The organism is Rhizobium sp. CF142 (assembly GCF_000281145.1).
Classification (GTDB): Bacteria; Pseudomonadota; Alphaproteobacteria; order Rhizobiales; family Rhizobiaceae; genus Rhizobium.
In genome coordinates this window covers 1-20,988 of sequence record NZ_AJWE01000097.1, presented here as the reverse complement: position 1 = coordinate 20,988, position 20,988 = coordinate 1, and the positions used below count along the sequence as shown (strand labels likewise).

21 protein-coding genes are annotated in these 20,988 nt (G+C 60.1%); 11 read left to right on the top strand and 10 right to left on the bottom strand.

From position 1 onward, the window contains the following. Positions 1–6 precede the first annotated feature (6 nt). The 10 genes from PMI11_RS20780 to pepT all read left to right on the top strand — a co-directional run bounded on the left by PMI11_RS20780 (position 7) and on the right by pepT (position 9,556). Complete coding sequence (locus PMI11_RS20780; RefSeq protein WP_007820918.1) at positions 7–480, top strand: hypothetical protein; 474 nt, start codon at positions 7–9, stop codon at positions 478–480. 206 nt (positions 481–686) lie between these two features. Next, entirely contained in the window at positions 687–953 is a 267-nt protein-coding gene (locus tag PMI11_RS20775) for a DUF2277 domain-containing protein (protein WP_007820917.1), read from the top strand. Positions 954–1,305: 352 nt separating this feature from the next. Next, positions 1,306–2,028: a FadR/GntR family transcriptional regulator gene (locus PMI11_RS20770; protein ID WP_007820915.1), complete on the top strand. Its 723-nt coding sequence runs from the start codon at positions 1,306–1,308 to the stop codon at positions 2,026–2,028. Further along, positions 2,025–3,191, top strand: coding sequence for a PLP-dependent transferase (locus PMI11_RS20765; RefSeq protein WP_007820911.1), 1,167 nt, complete (start codon positions 2,025–2,027; stop codon positions 3,189–3,191). Before PMI11_RS20770 ends, PMI11_RS20765 begins: the two co-directional genes overlap by 4 nt. Positions 3,192–3,228: 37 nt before the next feature. Next, a complete protein-coding gene (locus PMI11_RS20760) occupies positions 3,229–4,491 on the top strand; it encodes an ABC transporter substrate-binding protein (RefSeq protein WP_007820909.1) in 1,263 nt (420 codons plus the stop codon). 94 nt (positions 4,492–4,585) lie between these two features. Continuing rightward, a complete protein-coding gene (locus PMI11_RS20755; protein ID WP_007820907.1) occupies positions 4,586–5,521 on the top strand; it encodes a carbohydrate ABC transporter permease in 936 nt (311 codons plus the stop codon). Between the two features lie 3 nt (positions 5,522–5,524). Continuing rightward, positions 5,525–6,355: a carbohydrate ABC transporter permease gene (locus PMI11_RS20750; RefSeq protein WP_007820905.1), complete on the top strand. Its 831-nt coding sequence runs from the start codon at positions 5,525–5,527 to the stop codon at positions 6,353–6,355. Positions 6,356–6,359: 4 nt separating this feature from the next. Further along, the gene (ugpC, locus tag PMI11_RS20745; protein WP_007820903.1) at positions 6,360–7,418 is read left to right on the top strand and encodes an ABC transporter ATP-binding protein; all 1,059 of its coding nucleotides are present in this window, start codon (positions 6,360–6,362) and stop codon (positions 7,416–7,418) included. A gap of 72 nt (positions 7,419–7,490) precedes the next feature. Beyond that, positions 7,491–8,240, top strand: a complete 750-nt coding sequence (locus PMI11_RS20740; RefSeq protein WP_007820902.1) for a metallophosphoesterase — start codon at positions 7,491–7,493, stop codon at positions 8,238–8,240. 83 nt (positions 8,241–8,323) lie between these two features. Then, a complete protein-coding gene (gene pepT / locus PMI11_RS20735) occupies positions 8,324–9,556 on the top strand; it encodes a peptidase T (protein ID WP_007820901.1) in 1,233 nt (410 codons plus the stop codon). A 20-nt stretch (positions 9,557–9,576) separates the two neighbouring features. Here the strand turns inward: pepT and PMI11_RS20730 are convergent, their stop codons facing one another. The 5 genes from PMI11_RS20730 to PMI11_RS20710 all read right to left on the bottom strand — a co-directional run bounded on the left by PMI11_RS20730 (position 9,577) and on the right by PMI11_RS20710 (position 14,361). Further along, a complete protein-coding gene (locus PMI11_RS20730; protein WP_007820900.1) occupies positions 9,577–10,383 on the bottom strand; it encodes a cell wall hydrolase in 807 nt (268 codons plus the stop codon). Positions 10,384–10,541: 158 nt separating this feature from the next. Beyond that, positions 10,542–11,582, bottom strand: coding sequence for a sulfate/molybdate ABC transporter ATP-binding protein (locus PMI11_RS20725; protein WP_007820899.1), 1,041 nt, complete (start codon positions 11,580–11,582; stop codon positions 10,542–10,544). A gap of 10 nt (positions 11,583–11,592) precedes the next feature. Then, positions 11,593–12,465: a sulfate ABC transporter permease subunit CysW gene (cysW, locus tag PMI11_RS20720; RefSeq protein WP_202803158.1), complete on the bottom strand. Its 873-nt coding sequence runs from the start codon at positions 12,463–12,465 to the stop codon at positions 11,593–11,595. A gap of 4 nt (positions 12,466–12,469) precedes the next feature. Beyond that, entirely contained in the window at positions 12,470–13,327 is an 858-nt protein-coding gene (gene cysT / locus PMI11_RS20715; RefSeq protein WP_007820897.1) for a sulfate ABC transporter permease subunit CysT, read from the bottom strand. 8 nt (positions 13,328–13,335) lie between these two features. Further along, entirely contained in the window at positions 13,336–14,361 is a 1,026-nt protein-coding gene (locus tag PMI11_RS20710; protein WP_007820896.1) for a sulfate ABC transporter substrate-binding protein, read from the bottom strand. Between the two features lie 355 nt (positions 14,362–14,716). Here PMI11_RS20710 and PMI11_RS20705 point away from each other — a divergent pair, with 355 nt between their 5' ends. Further along, the gene (locus tag PMI11_RS20705; protein WP_007820893.1) at positions 14,717–15,748 is read left to right on the top strand and encodes a porin; all 1,032 of its coding nucleotides are present in this window, start codon (positions 14,717–14,719) and stop codon (positions 15,746–15,748) included. Between the two features lie 83 nt (positions 15,749–15,831). On the opposite strand, the gene PMI11_RS20700 is transcribed toward PMI11_RS20705, so the two are convergent. The 5 genes from PMI11_RS20700 to PMI11_RS20680 form a co-directional block, all read right to left on the bottom strand. Then, a complete protein-coding gene (locus PMI11_RS20700) occupies positions 15,832–16,287 on the bottom strand; it encodes a PTS sugar transporter subunit IIA (RefSeq protein WP_007820891.1) in 456 nt (151 codons plus the stop codon). A gap of 29 nt (positions 16,288–16,316) precedes the next feature. After that, complete coding sequence (locus PMI11_RS20695) at positions 16,317–17,009, bottom strand: response regulator transcription factor (protein WP_007820889.1); 693 nt, start codon at positions 17,007–17,009, stop codon at positions 16,317–16,319. Then, the gene (locus PMI11_RS20690) at positions 17,006–19,717 is read right to left on the bottom strand and encodes a sensor histidine kinase (RefSeq protein ID WP_007820887.1); all 2,712 of its coding nucleotides are present in this window, start codon (positions 19,715–19,717) and stop codon (positions 17,006–17,008) included. Before PMI11_RS20690 ends, PMI11_RS20695 begins: the two co-directional genes overlap by 4 nt. 64 nt (positions 19,718–19,781) lie before the next feature. Continuing rightward, positions 19,782–20,351 carry a potassium-transporting ATPase subunit KdpC gene (gene kdpC, locus PMI11_RS20685; RefSeq protein WP_007820886.1) on the bottom strand — a complete coding sequence of 190 codons (570 nt, stop codon included), beginning with the start codon at positions 20,349–20,351 and terminating at the stop codon, positions 19,782–19,784. A gap of 12 nt (positions 20,352–20,363) precedes the next feature. Further along, the coding region (locus PMI11_RS20680) for an HAD-IC family P-type ATPase (RefSeq protein ID WP_007820885.1) at positions 20,364–20,988 on the bottom strand (625 nt) is incomplete at its 5' end.

Genomic DNA, 20,988 nt, shown 5'->3' with positions numbered 1-20,988 from the left:
CGCCATATGATTTTACTGATAGTCGCGGTGGTGATCGTTATCGTCTTCTTCTTTCTGTTTCCAAAGCCGACGCTGGTTACCCTCACCGCACTCGTGGTCGTGGGCGGCGGTGTTGCGACCTTCATCTACTTCCAGCAAACGAACCGCGACGGATCGAGTGCCTCAATAGAAGGCACAAGCAGTGGAACTAAGGGATGCGTAGATCCCGCTAGGCCAGTTTTCGTTCGGCTTTTCAACGGCTCTGGGCAGCAGGTGAATGTCGTCCGCTTCCGGCTGATCGCAAAACGTCACGGCTTCAGCATTGAATATTATTCCGACTACCTCACGAGCTATAAGATTATCGAGCCTGGCGGCACCTATGAGGACTGCTGGGCGCTAAACCAATATCGAGGCCTGCAGACTTTGCCGGATAAATTGACACCACAGGAACTGGATTGGTCGGTCGAAATATCATCGGTTGAGTTCGCAAGTAATCGGTAGGCGTAGCGGCTCCGCCTTTGTAGAGGCCGAGTTCGAGGCGAGCTTGAACCGTCTTGTCATGGGAGCCGAGTTAAGGCCGCTGTCTACTCAATGTGATCGGTGGTTGGGAGTTGCCGCCCAGTCCGTTGCAATTAGGGCTCACGGAACTAGCTTTTATCCCACGTAGCCCTTTGAAACGGCGGAGTGACGAAAAAGGAAAGCAAGACATGTGCCGAAACATCAAGCCCCTATTCAACTTCGATCCACCAGCGACGGACGAGGAAATCCATGATGCGGCGCTTCAGTTCGTACGCAAGTTGAGCGGAACCACCAGGCCATCAAAACGCAATGAGGCCGCTTTTGAACACGCGGTGATGTCGATCGCGAAATGCGCCAAGGAGCTGCTTAATTCGCTAGAGACCTCTCAACCTCCTCGCGACCGCGACGAGGTGGCCGCGAAGGCCCGGGCACGGTCAGCGATCCGGTTCGCCTAAGGAGGCAGTCGGCGCAAATGGGTCGGACAGCGCCGTCCGATCGACAGCTCCGAGGGGGATGGCGCCGAGACACGTGTCGAAAACGACAATCGCAGTCTTATCATCCGTTGCCAGCAAACGATTCTCTTGCGGGCAGGAGCGGCCGTCATGCGGCCTTGAGATCATGAAATAGCTTGTTGGACCAAGCTAAGGGAACATTGGTGCAAACCAATGGCCAGCCGCCAGCCGGAAAGATTCAAACGAGCGTCGCCACAATCGTAAATACCGCCTTGACGCCTCTCCATCTTTGAGAAATGCTAAGATGTCAGACCAATTTTTGGGTCGGCTGCCTTAGAAAAGAACTTGGGGAACCATGAAGGCAAATGGTGGCGACAGGCCGGTAATCCGGCCGCTTCCGGCGATGGACCGCGCCCGTCAGGTGACGGAAGCGCTGGCGCATTATGTCGAGGATGCCCGCCTTCAAGCGGGTGACCGGCTGCCGACGGAGCGTGAGCTGATGGCAGCCCTTGCCGTCGGCCGGTCTACCATTCGCGAGGCAATCCGGCATTTTCAGGCGCTCGGCGTCATCGAGACGCGCAAGGGCAGCGGAACTTATCTGCTGAAACCGGTTTCCCGAGATACGATTCATATGCCGCTATCGTTCGAGACGCCGCATCTGCGCGATGTGCTGCTGCAGACGCTGGAGGTCCGCCGCGGCATCGAATGCGAGGCCGGCATGGTGGCGGCGCGGCGGCGCACGGCGAAAGATCTCTTCGTCATCGAGGAAAAACTCGACGAGATGGAGCGGGTACATCTTTCCAAAGGCACCTCAGGCCCCGAAGACCTTGCTTTCCATTTGGCGGTCTACGACGCCACTCACAATCCGCTGTTCCGCCAGCTTCTCGAACAGATGCGTGAGACCTTCGAGCGTTTCTGGACGCACCCTTTCGACCGGCAGGACTTTGCCCGCCGGTCCTTTCCTTTTCACCGCACCCTTTTCAACGCCATCGCCGCCCAGGACACCGAGGCGGCGCGGCGTGAGACACTGAAAATCCTCGACGTGGTCGAGGAAGACATCAAGGAAATGTCCCGATGACTGACGGCCTCGAACCGTTCGACCTTGCTTCACTGATCACCGCCCATGACGAGGGCAACTTCGCCGAAGCCGTCGTTCCGCCGATCTTCCAGACCTCGCTTTTCACTTTTTCCGATTACGACGACATGATCGCCTCCTATCGCGGCGAAAAGGTGCGGCCGATCTATACGCGCGGTCTGAACCCGACCGTGCGCATGTTCGAGGAGATGCTGGCAAAGCTCGAAGGTGCCGAGGATGCTTTGGGTTTTGCAAGTGGCATGGCGGCGATCTCGTCTGCCGTCTTGAGCTTCGTGGAGCCGGGCGACCGCATCGTTGCGGTCAAGCATGTCTATCCCGATGCCTTCCGCCTGTTCGGCACGATTCTCAAGCGCATGAAGGTCGAGGTGACCTATGTCGATGGCCGTGACGAAGAGGCCATCGCCAAGGCGCTGCCAGGTGCCAAGGTCTTCTATATGGAGAGCCCGACGAGCTGGGTGATGGAAGCCCATGATGTCGGCGCGCTGGCCACACTCGCCAAAAAGCATGGCGTCGTCACCATGATCGACAACAGCTGGGCGAGCCCGTTCTTCCAGCGGCCGATAACACTCGGCGTCGACCTCGTCATCCATTCGGCCTCCAAATATCTCGGCGGCCATAGCGATGTCGTTGCCGGTGTCGTTGCCGGCTCGAAAGAGATGATCGCGCGCATCAAGGCCGAATCCTATCCCTATCTCGGTGGCAAGCTGTCGCCTTTCGATGCCTGGCTGTTGATCCGGGGCCTTCGGACTCTGCCTTTGCGCATGCGGGCGCATGAGGCGGCGGCCATGACGATCGCGCAGCACCTGCAGGCGCTCGACGTGGTCGAGCAGGTCTGTCATCCGGGCCTCGCCAACCGCCTGCCCACCGGCCTCAACGGCACGTCGGGTCTCTTCTCGTTCATATTCCGCGAAGGCATCGACATCAGAGCCTTCGCAGATCACCTCAAGCTTTTCAAACTGGGCGTAAGCTGGGGTGGACATGAAAGCCTGATCGTACCGGGCGAAGTTGTGCTGCAGCAGAAGGCACAGCCGAATTCCGCACAAACCTTTGGTATCAGCCCGCGATCTGTGCGCCTCCACATCGGCCTCGAAGGAACCGAGGCTCTGTGGAGGGATATCGAGGAGGCGATTGCCGCCGCCTCATAACTGAAACCTCACAAACAACGACGGAGGGGAACCGAAAATGAAAAAGCTTATTCTTTCAACGCTCTTTGCAACCACGATGATGGCTGGCACGGCCTTTGCGGACACCACGCTGAAGCTCGTCGAAGTCATCACCAGCCCGGAGCGCACCGAAACGCTGAAGTCGATTGTCGGCAAGTTCGAAGCCGCCAATCCCGGCACGAAGGTCGATATCATCTCGCTGCCCTGGAACGAAGCCTTCCAGAAGTTCGCGACCATGGTCTCGGCCGGCGATGTGCCCGACGTGATGGAAATGCCCGATACCTGGCTGTCGCTCTATGCCAACAACGGCATGCTCGAAAGCCTGGAGCCCTATCTCGCGAAATGGGAGCATACCAAGGAACTGACGCCACGTGCGCTGGAACTCGGCCGTGACGTCAACAACACCGCCTATATGCTGCCCTACGGCTTCTATCTGCGCGCCATGTTCTATAACAAGAAGCTGCTCGCAGAAGCTGGCGTCAAGGAACCGCCGAAGACCATGGAGGACTTCACCAAGGCGTCCGAAGCCGTATCCAAGCTCTCGGGCAAATACGGCTACTGCATGCGTGGCGGCCCCGGCGGCCTGAACGGCTGGATGATCTTTGCCGCCTCCATGGCCGGCGACAACAAATACTTCAAGGAAGACGGCACCTCGACCATGAACAGCGAAGGCTGGGCAAAGGGCATCGAGTGGATGGTCGACCTTTACAAGAAGGGCTATGCGCCGAAGGACAGCGTCAACTGGGGCTTCAACGAAGTCGTCGCCGGCTTCTATTCCGGCACCTGCGCCTTCCTCGACCAGGATCCGGATGCGCTGATTGCGATTGCCGAGCGCATGAAGAAGGAAGACTTCGGCGTCATGCCGCTGCCGAAGGGCCCGGCCGGCAAGTCCTATCCGACCATCGGCTACGGCGGCTGGTCGATGTTCACAACGAGCCAGAACAAGGATCTTTCCTGGAAGCTGATCGCCACCCTCGAAGGGCCTGAAGGCAACATCGAGTGGAACAAGAAGATCGGCGCCCTGCCGGCCTACACGGCAGCCGAGAAGGATCCCTTCTACGCCGGTGACCAGTTCAAGGGTTGGTTCGAGGAACTCGCCGACAAGGACACCGTCCCGACGGTGATGCCGACCTACCTCGAAGAATTCGCCTTCTTCAAGGACTCTATGGCGATCAAGACCTCGCAGCAGGCGATGCTCGGTGACATCTCGGCCAAGGATCTCGCCGACCAGTGGGCCGATTACCTCACTAAGGCACAGCAGAAGTTCCTCACAAAGAAGTAAGGCCAAAATCGCAAACGGCGGCGGAGATCTTCCGCCGCCGGTCATGCAACGACAGACGGCGCGCCGAAGCGCCGCAAGGGGAAGTATCGGGTAAATGACCATCACCGCCGACACGCTCGAGATGCGCCACGACCGCCGACCATGGCTGCGCCGCCTGGCCGACGCCTCTGGTCCCTATCTCTATAGCGCGCCCTCGCTGATCCTGATCATTGCGGTGATGCTGGTGCCGCTGGTTATCGGCGTCTCCTATGCCTTCCGCGATATCCAGCTTCTCAATCCCTTCTCGGGTGGCTTCATTGGGCTGGAGCATTTCCGCGAGCTTTCCCAGGACAAGGCCTTTTACGGCGCGCTCCGCAATACGCTGTGGTGGACTGGCGCTTCCGTCATCCTGCAATTCATCTTCGGTCTGATCCTCGCCCTCCTACTCGACAAGCCATTCTGGGGCAGGGGGGTCATCCAGGCTCTCGTCTTCCTCCCCTGGGCGGTGCCGTCATTCCTTGCCGGCCTCAATTGGGCCTGGCTTTTCAACCCCGTCATCGGGCCTATCCCACACTGGCTTTTTGCGCTCGGGCTGATGAGCGAGCCGAACAACATCCTTTCTGATCCGCAATATGCGATGTGGGGGCCGATCATTGCCAATGTCTGGTGGGGGATTCCCTTCTTTGCGATCACGCTGCTTGCTGCCCTGCAGGCGATCCCGCGCGATCTCTATGAGGCTGCCTCGATCGATGGTGCCGGCTGGTTCCAGCGCTTCCGCTCGATCACCCTGCCTTTCCTGGCGCCGACGATCGCCATTACCGTCATGCTGCGTACCGTCTGGATTTCGAATTTCGCCGATCTTATCGTCGTCATGACCGGCGGCGGCCCGGCGGACAGGACGCAGATCGTCGCCAGCTACATTTTCACCCAGGCCTTCAAGCGGCTCGATTTCGGATATGCATCGGCAATCGCGCTGGTGCTGCTGGTGCTGCTTCTCGCCTATTCCATGCTGATCATCCTGCTGCGGCAGAGCCTGCTGGCCAAGGATTGAGCCATGAGACATTCCATTCTTCCGATTGTCGCACACCGTCTGGCGATCCTCGCCTATGTCATCTTTGCGTTGTTCCCGCTCTTCTGGCTCTTGAAGGTCTCGGTCACGCCGAATGATCTGCTCTATACGGAGGGTGTGCGTATGTGGCCGTCTCGGACCACATGGGAGCATTACAGCTTCGTACTGGAACACAGCGCCTTCCCGACCTTCTTCAAGAACAGCCTTATCGTCTCGGCTTCGACGGCTATCACGGTGACGATCTGTGCCTCGCTATCCGGTTATGCGCTGTCGCGCTTCACCTTCCGGGCGAAATACTGGATCGTGGCGCTGATGCTGCTGACCCAGATGTTCCCGCTCGTCATGCTGGTGGCGCCAATCTTCAAGATCCTGTCGCCGCTGCATCTTACGAACAGCCTGACCGGCCTCGTCATCGTCTACACTGCGTTCAACGTGCCCTTCGCGACCTTCCTGATGCAGTCCTTCTTCGACGGCATTCCGAAGGATCTCGAGGAGGCGGCGATGATCGATGGCGCCACCCAGTTCACGGCCTTCCGGCAGATCATCCTGCCGCTAACGCTGCCAGGCATTGCGGCGACCCTCGGTTTCGTCTTCACGGCGGCCTGGAGTGAGCTTCTCTTCGCGCTGATGCTGATCAACGGCAATGATGCGGCGACCTTCCCGGTTGGTCTTCTCACCTTCGTTTCGAAATTCTCCGTGGATTTCGGGCAGATGATGGCGGCGGGCATCATGGCGCTCATTCCAGCCGGCCTCTTCTTCCTGCTCATCCAGCGTTATCTCGTGCAGGGCCTGACGGCCGGTGCGGTCAAGGGTTAGTCATATGGCATCGATCGACATCAAGAATATCCAGAAATCCTACGGTCATTTTCCTGTCTTGCAGGGCGTCGACCTGGAGATCAAGGACGGCGAATTCGTCGTACTGGTCGGCCCGTCCGGTTGCGGCAAGTCGACCTTGCTCCGCATGATTGCGGGCCTCGAAGAGGTAACCGCCGGCGAGATCCGCATTGCCGGCAATCGCGTCAACGAGCTGCATCCGAAAGACCGCGACATCGCCATGGTGTTCCAGTCCTATGCGCTCTATCCGCACATGAATGTCGCCGGCAATATGAGCTACAGCCTGAAGCTCAGGAAGACGGCGAAGGAAAAGATCGCCAGCGCGGTGGCAAGTGCCGCCTCCAAGCTCGGCCTCGATCCACTGCTCGAACGGCGGCCGAAGGCGCTGTCCGGCGGCCAGCGCCAGCGTGTCGCCATGGGCCGAGCCATCGTGCGCCAGCCGAAGGCTTTCCTGTTCGACGAGCCGCTGTCGAACCTCGATGCGCGCCTGCGCGAGCAGATGCGCGCCGAAATCAAGAAACTGCATGGCGACCTCAAGGCAACCTCGATCTACGTGACCCACGACCAGATCGAGGCGATGACGCTGGCGGACCGGATCGTCGCCATGCATGGCGGGGTCGTGCAGCAGGTCGGCAGCCCCTTGGAGCTTTACGATCGCCCCGCCAACCTCTTCGTTGCGGGCTTCATAGGCTCGCCCGGCATGAACTTCCTCGAGGCGAGTTATGACGCAGGCGGCGTGAAGCTGAAGGACGGCACGATTGTGCCGCTCAACACGTCGCTGCCCTTGTCGAACGGTGAAAAGGTGACGCTTGGCATCCGGCCTGAACATGTCGTCATGACAAATAATGGGGCCGGGATTACCGCCGATGTCGAGCTCGTCGAGCCGACCGGCTTCGGCATCATCCTGCATCTTTCGCTGCATGGCCTGCCGTTCAAGATCTTCACGCTCGATCGTGAGGCGCTGAGTGCGGGACCGAAGGTCAATGTCGCCTTTCCGGCCAAGCATCTGCATGTGTTCAACGGTGAGGGCAATCGCGTCGATTGAACGGAAGGAAGGCGATAGAATGCAACTGTCGCTTTCGGCATACTGCCTTCCTCAGGGAGCGAGGGGGGCGATATGCTTGTTGCGCAGATATCCGATATCCATGCCAGTCCAGATAGTCCGTCGCTGCTCGCATTCGAAAGAGCAATCGATTGGTTGAAGGCTTTCCGGCCGGATGCGCTTGTCCTGACCGGTGATCTGGTGGACGACGGATGGCAACGGGGCTATCGCCAGATTGCGGAAAGCCTGCAGGCGCTGGATTTTCCCACTTATCTCTTGCCGGGTAACGGTGATGATCAATCGGTGATGCGAGCCGAGCTTGCCGAAGTTGGCAAGTGGGCAGGCACGTCGGGGTCGATGCATTTCCAGGCTGCTCTCAATGACGCGACCCTTGTTGGCGTCGATGTAACGGTAGCCGGCCAAAGCCATGGCGATATCCGGCCGCATCTGTCGTGGCTGAAGAGCAGGCTCGCCGATGTTGCGACGCCCTTTCTCCTCTTCATGCACCAGCCGCCGTTCGGCATCGGCATAGAAGTGCTCGATCAGGTCGGGTGCAGAAATGCCGATGCACTTCTCGAGCTTTTGAACGCGGGGGGACGTCCGCCACTTGGAATTCTCTGCGGCCATGTTCACCGGCCAGTTTCCAGCAGGGTGGGCTTGATCGCCCTCCAGACATGCGGTTCGCTTTGCCCGCCCAATCCGCTTCTTCTCAGGGATCAGGCTGATCTTGCCGTTCTTGACGCTTCCTCCTTTCTGGTCCACGAGGTCAGGAACGACCGGCTGCTATCGCATGTGGTATCGATGCAGACACTCGCCCGCGCTTAGTCCGCAGGGAGCGGAAAAGAGCTTTCATCACAGGGTCTTCGATGGCTATATGATCAGATGATGATCATGCTGGAATGGATATTATGACAGACACTGTTCTCGACCGTTTTCTCCGCTATGTCGTCATCGACACCCAATCCGATCCCGCCTCATCCGCGCAGCCGACCACCGAAAAACAGAAGGATCTCGGCCGGGTTCTGGTTGAGGAACTCCAGGAGATCGGCCTTTCGGATGCGCATCTCGATGAGTACGGCTATGTTTATGCGACCATTCCGGCCAATACCGACAAGAGCGTGCCGGTCATCTGCTTCTGCTCGCATATGGATACTGCGCCCGACTTCACCGGCAAGAACGTCAAACCGCAGATGGTGAAGGCCTATGCGGGCGGGGATATCCAGCTTCCCGGTGATCCGAGCCGGGTGATCCGTGTTTCAGAACATCCTGAGCTGAAGAACCAGATCGGCAACGATATCGTTACGACCGATGGAACGACCTTGCTCGGCGCCGACGACAAGGCGGGCCTGGCGGAAATCGTGGCCGCCGCGCAGATCCTCGTCAATAATCCCGGGATCAAGCATGGGACGATCAAGATCCTGTTTACGCCGGACGAAGAGGTCGGCCGTGGCGTCAACAAGGTCGATCTGAAGAAGCTCGGCGCGGAATTTGCCTATACGATGGATGGCGAAACCGCCGGCCATATCGAGGACGAGACTTTCTCGGCCGATAGCGTCGATATCGTCATCGCCGGCGTGGCAATCCATCCGGGTTTTGCCAAGGACCGGATGGAAAATGCCATCAAGATCGCCGGCGCGATTATCGACCGGCTGCCGAAGGAGATTACCCCGGAAACGACTGAGGGGAAGCAGGGCTTCATCCATCCGACGGGGGTGGCTGGCTCGATGGAAAAGGCTGCGATCAGCCTCATCATTCGCGATTTCACCGACGAGGGTCTGACCGAAAAGGAGACCATGCTCGAAGCGATCGTCAAGGATGTGATGAAGGCCTATCCGGGCTCGACCTATCGTTTCGACGTGAAGGAACAGTACCGCAATATGAAGGTGGTGCTCGACCGTCATCCTGAGATCGTCGAGAACGCTGTCGAGGCGGTACGCCGGGCGGACATGACGCCGGTGCGCGGCAGCATCCGCGGCGGCACTGACGGCTCGCGTCTTTCCTTCATGGGTCTGCCGTGCCCCAACATTTTCGCTGGCGGTCACGCCTTCCACTCGCCGCTCGAATGGATCAGCCGCCAGGATATGGAAAAGGCTGTCAGGACGATCGTGGAGCTTGCGAAGGTCTGGGAAGAGCGCGCCTAGCGCTCTTCATTCTTCCGCAATCAGCCGCCGTTTGCCGAAATGCCTGGCCGCAGCATCACGCTGTCATAGGCAGGGCGCGGTGTCGGGATGGCGATCGGCGTGCCGGGTTCAGGCTCGATCGCGGTCGCTGCTGGTATCGGCAACGGGTTGGTACTTGCCGTCGGCGCGGGGTCTGGGGACGGGATCGGTACCGGAACATCTGACGGGATCAGCACCTCGAACTGTGGCGGCAGCATACTCTCGCCGGGTACATAGTTCATCGCGACTTCATATGACGGCAGCGGTGGCGGCGTTTCGAGCGTTCCATCTTCGTCGCGCTTCTCGTAGAAGGCGTTGCCGCCCGCGACCGTCACATAGTGCATGTTATTGTAAGGAAATTTCAATCCTGCGGTGTGGAAGAACATCGCGTCCTTCACGGCCGGATGGCGCTCGCCCTTCAGGATCGCGTCAGCCGCGGTCGCAAGCTCCGGCTCTGCCTGCGGCTTGACCTCGCGCGTCATGACGCCAGGCGCAAACTGCTTCTTCTGGGCGACGATGCCACAAATGGAGTCAGCATAGGCGCCGGAGGTCAGCCTGTTCATAACCACACTGCCGACGGCCAGATAGCCATCCTCATCCGAATGCTGCGATTCGAAGTACATCGCCCGCTTCAGGCAGTCGCGATCTTTTGTGGTGTAATTGAAAGTGACTTTTGCCGGTTGAACCTGTTTCGATTTGGCTTTAACCGGCGCTGTCGCCGGTTTCGGTGTCGTCGTGCAGCTCGCGGCTGCCAGTCCTACGAATAAAATCCCGACCAGGGATTTTCCAAAGGAAATCTCCGCCCTCAACGCCAGGTGCCTCCTATTGGAATTAGTCCAGCCCTTTTCGATCTAAGCGAAAACGTTTTACCCGGCATGTGACAAAAATACAAACAACCGGAGATCACAAAAATAACAAAGGGTTCCCGCCGAAATGCGATTCTGGCGGGAACCGGTGTTGGGGGATGTCAATTCCGGAAAAGCTTCCAGCGTGTTGGCTTGAAGGCGACGCGCGACCGGTCGAGCCTGTCGGCCTCGCTCGGCGGAAGCTCGATTTCGATATGCGGGCGGTCCTTGCCGATGTCGAGTTCGATATGGCGGGTGCCCGCGACGCGCCGGCTGGCGACCGGTTGGCCGGCGATGCAGTTCTCGGCGGATTCGCAGAGCCGGACATCGTGCGGGCGGAAATAGAGCTGTGCAGCGCCATCGGCCTCGCTCTCGGCATTGAGGCCGAGCGAGCGGCCCTCGAAGTGGATATCGCCGCCGGCGACCTCCACCTGCAGGCAGTTCGACTGGCCGACGAAGCCGAAGACGAAGGGCGAGTTGGGGCTGTCATAGACCTGGTCCGGCGTGCCGACCTGCTCGATTGCACCCTGGCTCATGACGACGACGCGGTCGGCAAGCTCCATCGCCTCGTCCTGATCGTGGGTGACGAAGACGGTGGTGTGGCCGGTGCGGTCATGGATTTCGCGTAGCCATTTGCGTAGGTCCTTGCGCACTTGCGCATCGAGCGCGCCGAAGGGCTCGTCGAGCAGCAGGACGTTCGGCTCGACCGCCATGGCGCGGGCAAGGGCCACGCGCTGGCGCTGGCCGCCGGAAAGCTGCGCCGGATAGCGCTTTTCAAGACCCGAAAGCTGTACGAGGTCGAGCAGTTCCAGCGCTCGCTTGCGGATTTCCGCCTTCGGCGGACGGCGCGACGCATTGCGCACCTTCAGGCCGAAGGAGACGTTGTCGAGCACTGTCATATGGCGGAAAAGCGCATAGTGCTGGAACACGAAGCCGATATTGCGCTGCTGGACTGTTTTCCTCGACGCATCCTCTTCGCCGAAGAAGATCTGGCCCTCGGTCGGGCTTTCAAGGCCGGCGATAAGGCGCAGAAGCGTGGTCTTGCCGGAGCCGGAGGGGCCGAGCAATGCGATCAATTCACCTGAGCGGATATCGAGCGAGACATCGTGCAGCGCCGGAAAGCGGTCGAATTCCTTGCGTATGTTTTGGACGCGTACTTCCATTCTAATTCCTTCAGTGCCGCCGGCTGGCGGCGATTTCGGCGCTATAGCGCATTTCCAGCAGCGTCTTCAAAACAAGTGTTACGAGGGCAAGCAAGGCCAGAAGCGAAGCGACCGCAAAGGCCCCGGTGAAATTATACTCGTTGTAGAGGATTTCCACCTGCAACGGCATCGTGTTGGTCTGCCCGCGAATATGGCCCGATACGACCGACACGGCGCCGAACTCACCCATGGCGCGGGCATTGCAGAGCAGCACGCCGTAGAGCAAGCCCCATTTGATGTTCGGCAGCGTGACGTGCCAGAAGGCTTGCCAGCCGCTCGCGCCAAGCGAAAGGGCCGCCTCCTCATCCTGCGTTCCCTGTTCCTGCATGAGCGGAATGAGCTCGCGCGCAACGAAGGGGAAAGTGACGAACATGGTGGCGAGGATCAGCCCCGGCGCCGCAAACAGGATCTTGACGTCGTTTGCGCTCAGCCACTGGCCGAGCCAGGTGTTGGCGCCGAAGAGCAACACGAAGACAAGGCCCGAGATAACGGGTGAAACCGAGAAGGGCAGATCGATCAGTGTGGTCAGGAACGCCTTGCCCTTGAATTCGAACTTGGCGATGGCCCAGGCGGCGGCTAAGCCGAAGGTAAGGTTCAAAGGCACGCTGATGCCGGCGACGATCAGTGTCAGGCGGATGGCCGAGAAGGTTTCGGCATCTTGAAGGGCCGTGAAAAATGAACCGATCCCCTTGCGGAAGGCCTCGACGAAGACTGCCGCCAGCGGCAGAAGCAGGATTAATAGCAGGAAGAGCAGCGAGACCACGACCAGCACGATGCGGGCGGCCTTGCTTTCGGTGACCGCCGAATGGAGCTTGTGCTGTTCAGCCGATGCGGCGTTTGGGATAGCACTAGACGCCATAACCGTACCTCCGTCTGCTCCAGCTCTGGATGAGATTGATGACGAGCAACATCGTGAAGGAGATGACCAGCATGATCGCCGCAATGCCGGTTGCCGCCGCGTAGTTGTATTCTTCGAGCTTGATGATGATCAGCAGCGGGGCGATTTCCGATTTGAACGGCAGGTTGCCGGCAATGAAGATGACCGAGCCGTATTCACCGACGGCGCGGGCGAAGGCAAGGGCGAAACCCGTTAGTACTGCGGGTGCAAGGCCCGGCAGCAGCACGCGTGCGATTGTCTGGAAGCGATTGGCGCCGAGTGTGGCGGCAGCCTCCTCCACTTCCTTGTCGATCTCTTCCATAACCGGCTGGACCGTTCGCACGATGAAGGGCAGGCCGACGAAGATGAGGGCGACGACGATACCGGCCGGCGTGAAGGCGATCTTGATGCCGAGTGGCGTCAGGAACTGCCCGACCCAGCCGTTCGGAGCGTAGAGGGTTGTCAGTGCGATGCCGGCGACGGCCGTCGGCAGGGCGAAGGGCAAGTCCACCATGGCGTCGATAATGCGTTTGCCGGGGAACCGGTAACGTACCAGGACCCAGGCAAGGATGACGCCAAAGACGACATTCAGACAGGCGGCGATGAAGGCGCAGCCGAAGCTGATGCGCAGCGCGCTCAGTGTTCGCTGGTCGAATGCAATGCCGAAGAACTTCTCCCAGCCGAGTGCGCTCGACCGCCAGGCAAGGCCGGACAGCGGGATAAGGACGATGAGGGTAAGCCAGATCAAGGTAAGGCCGAGCGCCAGTCCGAAACCCGGAATGACGCTCGGCCGCTTGAACCGCCACCGTGTGGGGTTATGTGCGCTCATAAGACCTATTATTGGGCAGGCTTGTAGATCTGGTCAAATACGCCGCCGTCGCCGAAGAATTTCGGCTGTGCATCCTTCCAGCCGCCGAAGTCGTCGATCGTGGCGAGCGTCAGCTTCGGGAAGCGGGCAATATCAGCCGGATCGGCTGCTTCCGGCTTGATCGGGCGGTAATAATGCTTTGCCGCGATCTTCTGGCCTTCATCCGAATAAAGGTAGTTCAGATAAGCTTCCGCGACCTTGCGGGTGCCCTTCTTGTCGACGTTGCCATCGACGATTGCGACAGGCGGATCGGCGCGGATCGAGAAGGTGGGGGTCACGATCTCGAACTGATCGGGGCCGAGTTCTTCGAGCGAGAGATAGGCTTCATTTTCCCAGGCGAGCAGGACATCGCCGAGGCCGCGCTGGACGAAGGTGGTCGTGGCGCCGCGTGCGCCGGTATCGAGAACCGGAACGTGCTGCAGCAGTTTCGTCACGTATTCCTGCGCCTTGCCGTCGTCGCCGCCATTGGCCTGTTTGGCCCATGCCCAGGCAGCCAGGAAGTTCCAGCGGGCACCGCCGGAGGTCTTCGGGTTAGGCGTGATGACCTGGACGCCTTCCTTGACCAGGTCGCCCCAATCCTTGATACCCTTCGGGTTGCCCTTGCGGACGAGGAAGACGATCGTCGAGGTATAAGGCGTCGAATTATTGGGGAACTTGGTCTTCCAGTCGGCCGGGATCTTGCCGGTCTTCTTGGCGATGGCGTCGATATCGCCTTCGAGCGCGAGGGTGACGACATCGGCGTCGAGGCCGTCGATGACGGAGCGGGCCTGGGCGCCGGAGCCGCCGTGCGATGACTGGATCGTCACGGTTTCACCGGTGTCCTTCTGCCACTTGGCGGCAAAGGCAACGTTGAAATCCTTATACAATTCGCGTGTCGGATCATAGGACACGTTCAGAAGCGTCTGGTCGGCGAAGGCCGGCGCGACGCTGCCGATCGCAAAGCTGCCTGCCATGACCGCGGCCGCGATGAGCCGGGTGAGCCTTAAAGTCTGCATGGGAACCCTCCGTGGTTATGCGCTAAACTCTATCAACTAGGTCGTATAATGAAACGAAGATTGTTCCGGTTCCGGGGACCAACCTTAGAAAGCCATCCCATTTTCAGCGGGTGATTGCGAATGGGACGTGCTGTCAGTTGGCCGCGGCCAATTAAGGCGCAACGCCACAGTCGTGATTTTTCTGCCACAGTTCGATCCCGAAAGTGACATTGGTGTGTCGATTTTTAGTCATCTTTTGCAGCGCTGACGTTTTCGAGTGCCTACATGGACTTCCGGTCGTTGGGATTCGGCGACCGATGGTGGGGGTGTCCTTGAAGCACCGCTTGCCTCTTTCAAACCGTAAAAGGTCTTTCTGATGTCTATTAAAACTATCCTTCTTGGCTCTGTTGCCGCCCTTGCAGCGGTTTCCGGAGCACATGCAGCCGACGCTATCGTCGCAGCCGAGCCGGAACCCGTAGAATATGTTCGCGTTTGCGACGCCTACGGGACTGGCTACTTCTACATCCCGGGCACCGAAACCTGCCTTCAGATCAGCGGTTATATCCGTTTCCAGGTTAACGTCGGCCAGAACGCCGGCGGCAATCGGGACACCAACGACTCCGACTGGGATGCCGTTACCCGTGGTCAGGTCACCTTCCAGACCAAGAACGACACCGAGTTCGGCACGCTCACGGGCGTGATCACGCTGCGTACCAACGCTGACAACGCCACCAACCAGACCACCACGCTCGATGAAGGTTACATCGATATCGCCGGCTTCCGCGTTGGTAAGCAGTACAGCTGGTGGGATGACGATCTGAGCGGCGAGACGGACACGCTCTCGAGCAACGAGACGACCCACAACTCGATCCGCTATCAGTACGAGACCGACAACTTCACGGCCGGTATCTCGCTCGACGAACTTGAAGAAGCCTATGCCGAGAAGCCGGGCGAAGGCCCGAACAACTTCGGCGTTGCAACCCAGGTTTCCTTCAAGAGCGGTGCATTCAGCGGCTACCTGCTTGGTAGCTACGATACCGACAACGAAGAAGGCGCCATCCGCGCAATCCTGTATGCCGACATCGGCCCCGGCACCCTCGGCCTCGCTGGCATCTGGGCTAGCGGCGCCAACTACTACTACGAAGAGTCCGAATGGACGATCGCTGCTGAGTACAAGGTCAAGCTCACCGACAAGTGGGCCGTTACCCCGGCCTTCCAGTACTTCGACAAGATCGATCTCGATGCTGACGGCAAGGGCTTCAGCGGCGGCAGCGCCTACACGACCGGCGTGACCGTCGACTACCAGATCGTTGAAAATCTGCGCAGCAAGCTCAGCCTTCAGTATCACGACGAAGAAGACGGCGACGACGAAACCTTCGGTTTCCTGCGTCTCCAGCGCGACTTCTAATAAAAAGGGGCCGAAGCGGCCCCTTGTTCTCGATTTGCCTTCCCCCCGCTTCGGCGGGGAGAAGGTCGGAAGCGAATTTTTCCTTACACGCGCGAATCCGCGATGAAATCCGAGTAGAATTCATCGACACTCCTGGCCTTGCGCATGGCCGCCAGGACGCCTTCCGATTGAAGCCTGCGGGCGATAGCGGCAAGCACGTTCAGATATTCCCCGCGATTGTTTTCCCCGAAGAGCAGTACGAAGGCGATGTCCGTCGGGATATCGTCGATCGCATCGAAATCCAGCGGCTGCGCGAAACGGATCAGCAGGCCGCGTGGGCTCGTCATACCGTTGATGGCCGCATGGGGAACGGCAATGCCGTTGCCGATGCCGGTGGAGCCGAGCTTCTCCCGGGATTCAAGCGCTTTCAGCACGGTCTGGCCGTCAATGCCGAAGGCCTTGCCGGCCTTTTCGGAAATCGTCTGCAGCGCGCGCCATTTGGTCGTCACCGACAGGCCGATGAAGGTGTACTCCGGCCGGATGATATTAGAGAGGTTCATTTCATTCTCGATGCTGTTTTCGGCAGGTATCAGTCAGGCTCACGGAGACGGTAGCCGACGCCGGTCTCGGTGGTGATATAGTGTGGCTGGTCGGGAATCTGCTCGACCTTTTGCCGCAGCTGGCGCACATAGACGCGCAGATACTGCACGTCCGCCGCCGGCCCCCATACCTGCTTCAGAAGAAATTGATGTGTCAGCACCTTGCCGGCATGCTGAGCGAGTACGCGCAGGATGTCGTATTCCTTCGGCGACAGCTTGATCTCCCTGCCGTCGACCTTGACGATGCGCTTGACGAGATCGATTGACAGCCCGCCCGTCTGAAAGATCGCCTTTTCGCCCTGCTGCTGCAGCCGGTGGCGGAGCGCCACGCGGATACGGGCACCGAGTTCGTTGACGCCGAAGGGCTTCGTTACATAGTCGTCGGCACCGCTCTCCAGCGCCTTGACGATGCCGGCCTCGTCGGTGCGGCTCGAGAGGATGACGACAGGCATAGTGAGCCCGTCCTCGCGCCATTCCTGCAAAAGGTCATGGCCCGGCATGTCGGGAAGGCCGAGATCGAGCACGATGAGATCGGGCTGATCGTCCTTGACGGACTGACGGGCCGCACCGGCATTCGGCGCTTCGTGCACTTCATAGCCTTGCGCGGTGAGGCCGACACGTAAAAGCTTGCGGATCGGGGGCTCGTCGTCGACGACGAGGATTTTGACGGCTGAACCGGTCATTTGAGTTCATCCAGTTTGGGAATGTCATTCGGTTTGGGAAGGCGGATGGTGAAGACGGCCCCGGACCGGTCCGTCCGATTGCCGGCGGTGATCGTCCCGCCCATTGCCTCGATGAAGCCCCGGCATATGGAGAGGCCGAGGCCGGTGCCGGCGCGCACCTGATCGCCCTTGCGCACACGGTAGAAGGTGTCGAAGACACGGGTGAGGTCCGCAGGAGGAATGCCCGGGCCTTCGTCGGAGACCTGTACGACGACATTATCGGCATCCGCCCAACCCTCGATGCGGATGACAGAGCCCTCGGGCGCGTATTTGGCGGCATTGTCGAGCAGATTGAAAAGGACCTGTTCGAAGAGAACGGGATCGACGCGGACCATGGGCAGGTCGGCGGCGATCGTCATCTCTGTCCTGTGGTGGTCGAGGATCTTGGCGGCCCTTCGCAAGGCGGTGCCGGCGATGTCGCCAGCGTAGTGCAGCGCATAATTCGGTTCCATGGCACCGGATTCGATCTTCGTCATGTCAAGCAGGTTGGCGATGAAGCGGTTGAGGCGCTCGGATTCATCGACCACGGTCGAGAGAAGTTCGGTGCGATCCTCCGCCGGCATGGAATCGAAATAGTCGCGAAGCGTGCCGGATGCGCCGAGGATCGCCGCAAGCGGCGTCTTCAGATCGTGTGAGATCGAGGTCAACAAGGCAGACCGCAGGCGATCGGCTTCTGCCGCAAGCTTGGCGCGATCGACATCGGCGACGAGCTGGACACGCTCGATGGCGAGCGCGGCCTGGTCCGCAAGAGCGTCCAGAAGACGCTGCTGCTCGGGTGTCAGCAGCGGGCCGTCGCGGCGGTCGCTGTCGAGACCGATGACGCCGACGGCGGTGCGGCCGGTGCGCAGCGGTACATAGAGGCGCTTGGCACCGGGCAGAGTATCGGCACCGCGACCGGCGGCATGATTGTGCTCCCAGGCCCAGCGGGCGGCGGCAATATCGGCGTCGTCGAGCGTATCGTCGGGCGGATAACCGGCTTTGACCGCGATGGAATTATCCTCCGGCAGAAGCAGAACGACGCGCACTTTGAGCATCGAAGCGATCTGGAAGGCGGTTGCCCAGAGAACGTCATCGAGCGTGCCGGTGCCGGCGAGCTTCTTGGAAAAGAGATAGAGATCTTCCGTCGTTCGCGCCCTCTGCCGGGCGGCGACTGCCTGTCGCTGCACCGTGGCCGTCAGGTTGGAGGCGATGACGGCAACGCCGAGGAAGAAAAAGAGCGCCAGCACGCTTTCAGGATCGCTGATCGTCAGCGTATAGCGCGGGGGCAGGAAGAAGAAGTTGAAGGAGAGGGCGCTGACGATACAGGTATAGAGCGCCGGCCTGAGCCCATGGATGACTGCTGACGTCAGCACAGCCATCAGAAAGACGAGCGCCAGATTACGCACGTCGAGAACCTGGTCGAGCACCACCCCAACGGCCAGCGCAACGGCGACATAGGCCGTCGAGAGGATATAGGCCCTGAAATTCAGCGTCGGCGCGCTCGGAGCCGCCTTGACGCCGCGCTGCGAAGCCGTGTCTTTCTCGTTCCCGGAAATGACATGAACGCTGATATCGCCGGCCCGCCGGATCAGCTCGTCGGTCGTCGAACGGTTCCACCACCCCTCGCGCCAGGTCGGCTTCTTCGGGGCGCCGATAACGATGTGGGTGACGTTGTTGGCGGTGGCGTGGCGCACCAGCTCTTCCGTCACTTCGCGGCCGGGAATGGTGATTGCTTCACCGCCGAGCTGTTCGGCAAGCCGCAAGGTGGCTGCGATCGTGTCTCGCTGCGTTTCCGACAGATTGATGGAGCGATTGGTCTCGATATAGACGGCGGCCCAGGGGCCACGCAGGCGGGAGGCCATGCGCGAGGCATAGCGCACCAGCGAGGCAGAGCGGGGATGCTCGTCGATCGACACCAGCACGCGTTCGCCAGCGGCCCACGGGCCGGAAATCGCATGCGCCTGCATATGGGTCAGCAACTGGTCGTCAACGCGCTGGGCGGTCTTGCGCAGGGCGAGTTCGCGCAGCGCCGTCAGGTTGCCAGGCGTGAAATAATTGGTCAGCGCGCGCTCGGCGGTCTTTGCCACATAGACCTTGCCATCGTGAAGACGCTTGATGAGGTCGTCGGGTGTCAGGTCGATGATCTCGATGTCATCAGCCATGTCGATCACAGAGTCCGGCACGGTTTCGCGCACCCGGATGCGGGTGATCTGCGAAACGACGTCGTTCAGGCTCTCCACATGCTGGATGTTCAGCGTCGAATAGACATCGATACCGCGGTCGAGCAGTTCCTTGACATCGAGATAGCGCTTCGGATGGCGGCTGCCCTCGGCATTGGTATGGGCGAGCTCGTCGACGAGAACGAGATCGGGCTTGCGGGCGAGAATGGCATCGAGATCCATCTCTTCGAGCGACTGGCCGCGATAGGCAATCTCCACACGCGGAACAATTTCGAAACCGGCAAGCAGCGCCTCGGTCTCTTTGCGGCCATGGGTTTCGACGACGCCGATCACCACGTCGAGGCCATCGGCCATCTTGGCGTGGCCGGAGACCAGCATTTCATAGGTCTTGCCGACGCCGGGTGCAGCACCCAGGAAGATTTTCAGGCGCCCGCGCGACTCCGCCCGGGCTTTTTCGAGAAGCGCATCGGGAGAGGGCCTGCCGGCCTGGTCGCGGTTGTCGTCTGGCATGCGGTTCGGTCTTTCTTCACGAGCAAGCCCCGGCCCGCTTGCCGCGCTCCGGGGCTCTCAACCTTTACTGAGTCATAGAAGCATCAAGGCTCTGGTTCAACGCCAGAACATTGACGGTCGGTTCGCCGAGCAGGCCGAGTTCGCGGCCCGTGACGGCTGCATCGACCAGCGCCTTGACCTTGGCTTCATCGACACCGCGGGCCTTGGCGACACGCGGCACCTGGAAATAGGCGGCATCCGGCGAGATGTGCGGATCGAGGCCGCTGCCCGAAGCGGTGACGAGGTCGGCGGGAACCTCGGCATTCGGGTTGGTCGCCTTGGCAGCCTCATAGTCGCCTTTCACGCGGTCGATCAGCTTCTGGCTGGTTGGGCCGAGGTTGGAGCCAGAGGATGCAGCGGCATTGTAGCCGTCGCCCGCGGCGGACGGGCGGCCGTGGAAATATTTGTCGCTGGTAAAGGCCTGGCCGATCAGCGTGGAGCCGATGACCTTTCCATCCTTTTCAATAAGGCTGCCATTTGCCTGGAAGGGGAAGATGGCCTGAGCGGCACCCGTCATGGCAAGCGGATAGAGAAGGCCGGTGATAGCTGTGGTGGCAACGATCATGACGATTGCCGGACGAAATTCTCTAAACATTGTTGTAACTCCTTAGGCGAGGCCGACGGCCGTGATGACGATGTCGATCGCCTTGATGCCGATGAAGGGGACGATGATGCCGCCGAGACCGTAGATCAGCAGGTTGCGGGAGAGCAGCGCGCCGGCGCCGATCGGACGATAGCGCACACCCTTCAGTGACAGCGGGATCAGCGCGATGATGATCAGCGCATTGAAGATGATCGCCGACAGGATGGCGCTCTGCGGCGTGGCGAGGCCCATGACATTGAGCACGCCGAGCTGCGGATAGAAGGTCAGGAACATCGCCGGGATGATGGCAAAGTATTTGGCGATGTCGTTGGCGATCGAGAAGGTTGTCAGCGCACCGCGCGTCATCAGCAACTGCTTGCCGATTTCGACGATCTCGATGAGCTTCGTCGGATCGCTGTCGAGGTCGACCATGTTGCCGGCTTCGCGGGCAGCGACCGTGCCGGTGTTCATGGCGACACCAACGTCAGCCTGTGCGAGGGCGGGAGCATCGTTCGTGCCGTCGCCGCACATGGCAACCAGCTTGCCTTTTGCCTGTTCCTCGCGGATAAGCTGCAGCTTGTTCTCCGGTGTTGCCTGGGCGAGAAAATCGTCCACGCCGGCTTCGGCGGCGATGGCGGCTGCCGTCATC

Bases quoted from the DNA above. Each gene is read 5' to 3' on its own strand.
- PMI11_RS20770 (WP_007820915.1), top strand. From the start codon at position 1,306: ATGAAGGCAAATGGTGGCGACAGGCCGGTAATCCGGCCGCTTCCGGCG.
- PMI11_RS20725 (WP_007820899.1), bottom strand. From the start codon at position 11,582: ATGGAAGTACGCGTCCAAAACATACGCAAGGAATTCGACCGCTTTCCG.
- PMI11_RS20780 (WP_007820918.1), top strand. From the start codon at position 7: ATGATTTTACTGATAGTCGCGGTGGTGATCGTTATCGTCTTCTTCTTT.
- PMI11_RS20760 (WP_007820909.1), top strand. From the start codon at position 3,229: ATGAAAAAGCTTATTCTTTCAACGCTCTTTGCAACCACGATGATGGCT.
- PMI11_RS20775 (WP_007820917.1), top strand. From the start codon at position 687: ATGTGCCGAAACATCAAGCCCCTATTCAACTTCGATCCACCAGCGACG.
- PMI11_RS20755 (WP_007820907.1), top strand. From the start codon at position 4,586: ATGACCATCACCGCCGACACGCTCGAGATGCGCCACGACCGCCGACCA.
- kdpC (WP_007820886.1), bottom strand. From the start codon at position 20,351: ATGTTTAGAGAATTTCGTCCGGCAATCGTCATGATCGTTGCCACCACA.
- PMI11_RS20765 (WP_007820911.1), top strand. From the start codon at position 2,025: ATGACTGACGGCCTCGAACCGTTCGACCTTGCTTCACTGATCACCGCC.
- PMI11_RS20710 (WP_007820896.1), bottom strand. From the start codon at position 14,361: ATGCAGACTTTAAGGCTCACCCGGCTCATCGCGGCCGCGGTCATGGCA.
- ugpC (WP_007820903.1), top strand. From the start codon at position 6,360: ATGGCATCGATCGACATCAAGAATATCCAGAAATCCTACGGTCATTTT.
- pepT (WP_007820901.1), top strand. From the start codon at position 8,324: ATGACAGACACTGTTCTCGACCGTTTTCTCCGCTATGTCGTCATCGAC.
- PMI11_RS20750 (WP_007820905.1), top strand. From the start codon at position 5,525: ATGAGACATTCCATTCTTCCGATTGTCGCACACCGTCTGGCGATCCTC.
- PMI11_RS20740 (WP_007820902.1), top strand. From the start codon at position 7,491: ATGCTTGTTGCGCAGATATCCGATATCCATGCCAGTCCAGATAGTCCG.
- PMI11_RS20705 (WP_007820893.1), top strand. From the start codon at position 14,717: ATGTCTATTAAAACTATCCTTCTTGGCTCTGTTGCCGCCCTTGCAGCG.
- cysT (WP_007820897.1), bottom strand. From the start codon at position 13,327: ATGAGCGCACATAACCCCACACGGTGGCGGTTCAAGCGGCCGAGCGTC.
- PMI11_RS20695 (WP_007820889.1), bottom strand. From the start codon at position 17,009: ATGACCGGTTCAGCCGTCAAAATCCTCGTCGTCGACGACGAGCCCCCG.
- PMI11_RS20700 (WP_007820891.1), bottom strand. From the start codon at position 16,287: ATGAACCTCTCTAATATCATCCGGCCGGAGTACACCTTCATCGGCCTG.
- PMI11_RS20690 (WP_007820887.1), bottom strand. From the start codon at position 19,717: ATGCCAGACGACAACCGCGACCAGGCCGGCAGGCCCTCTCCCGATGCG.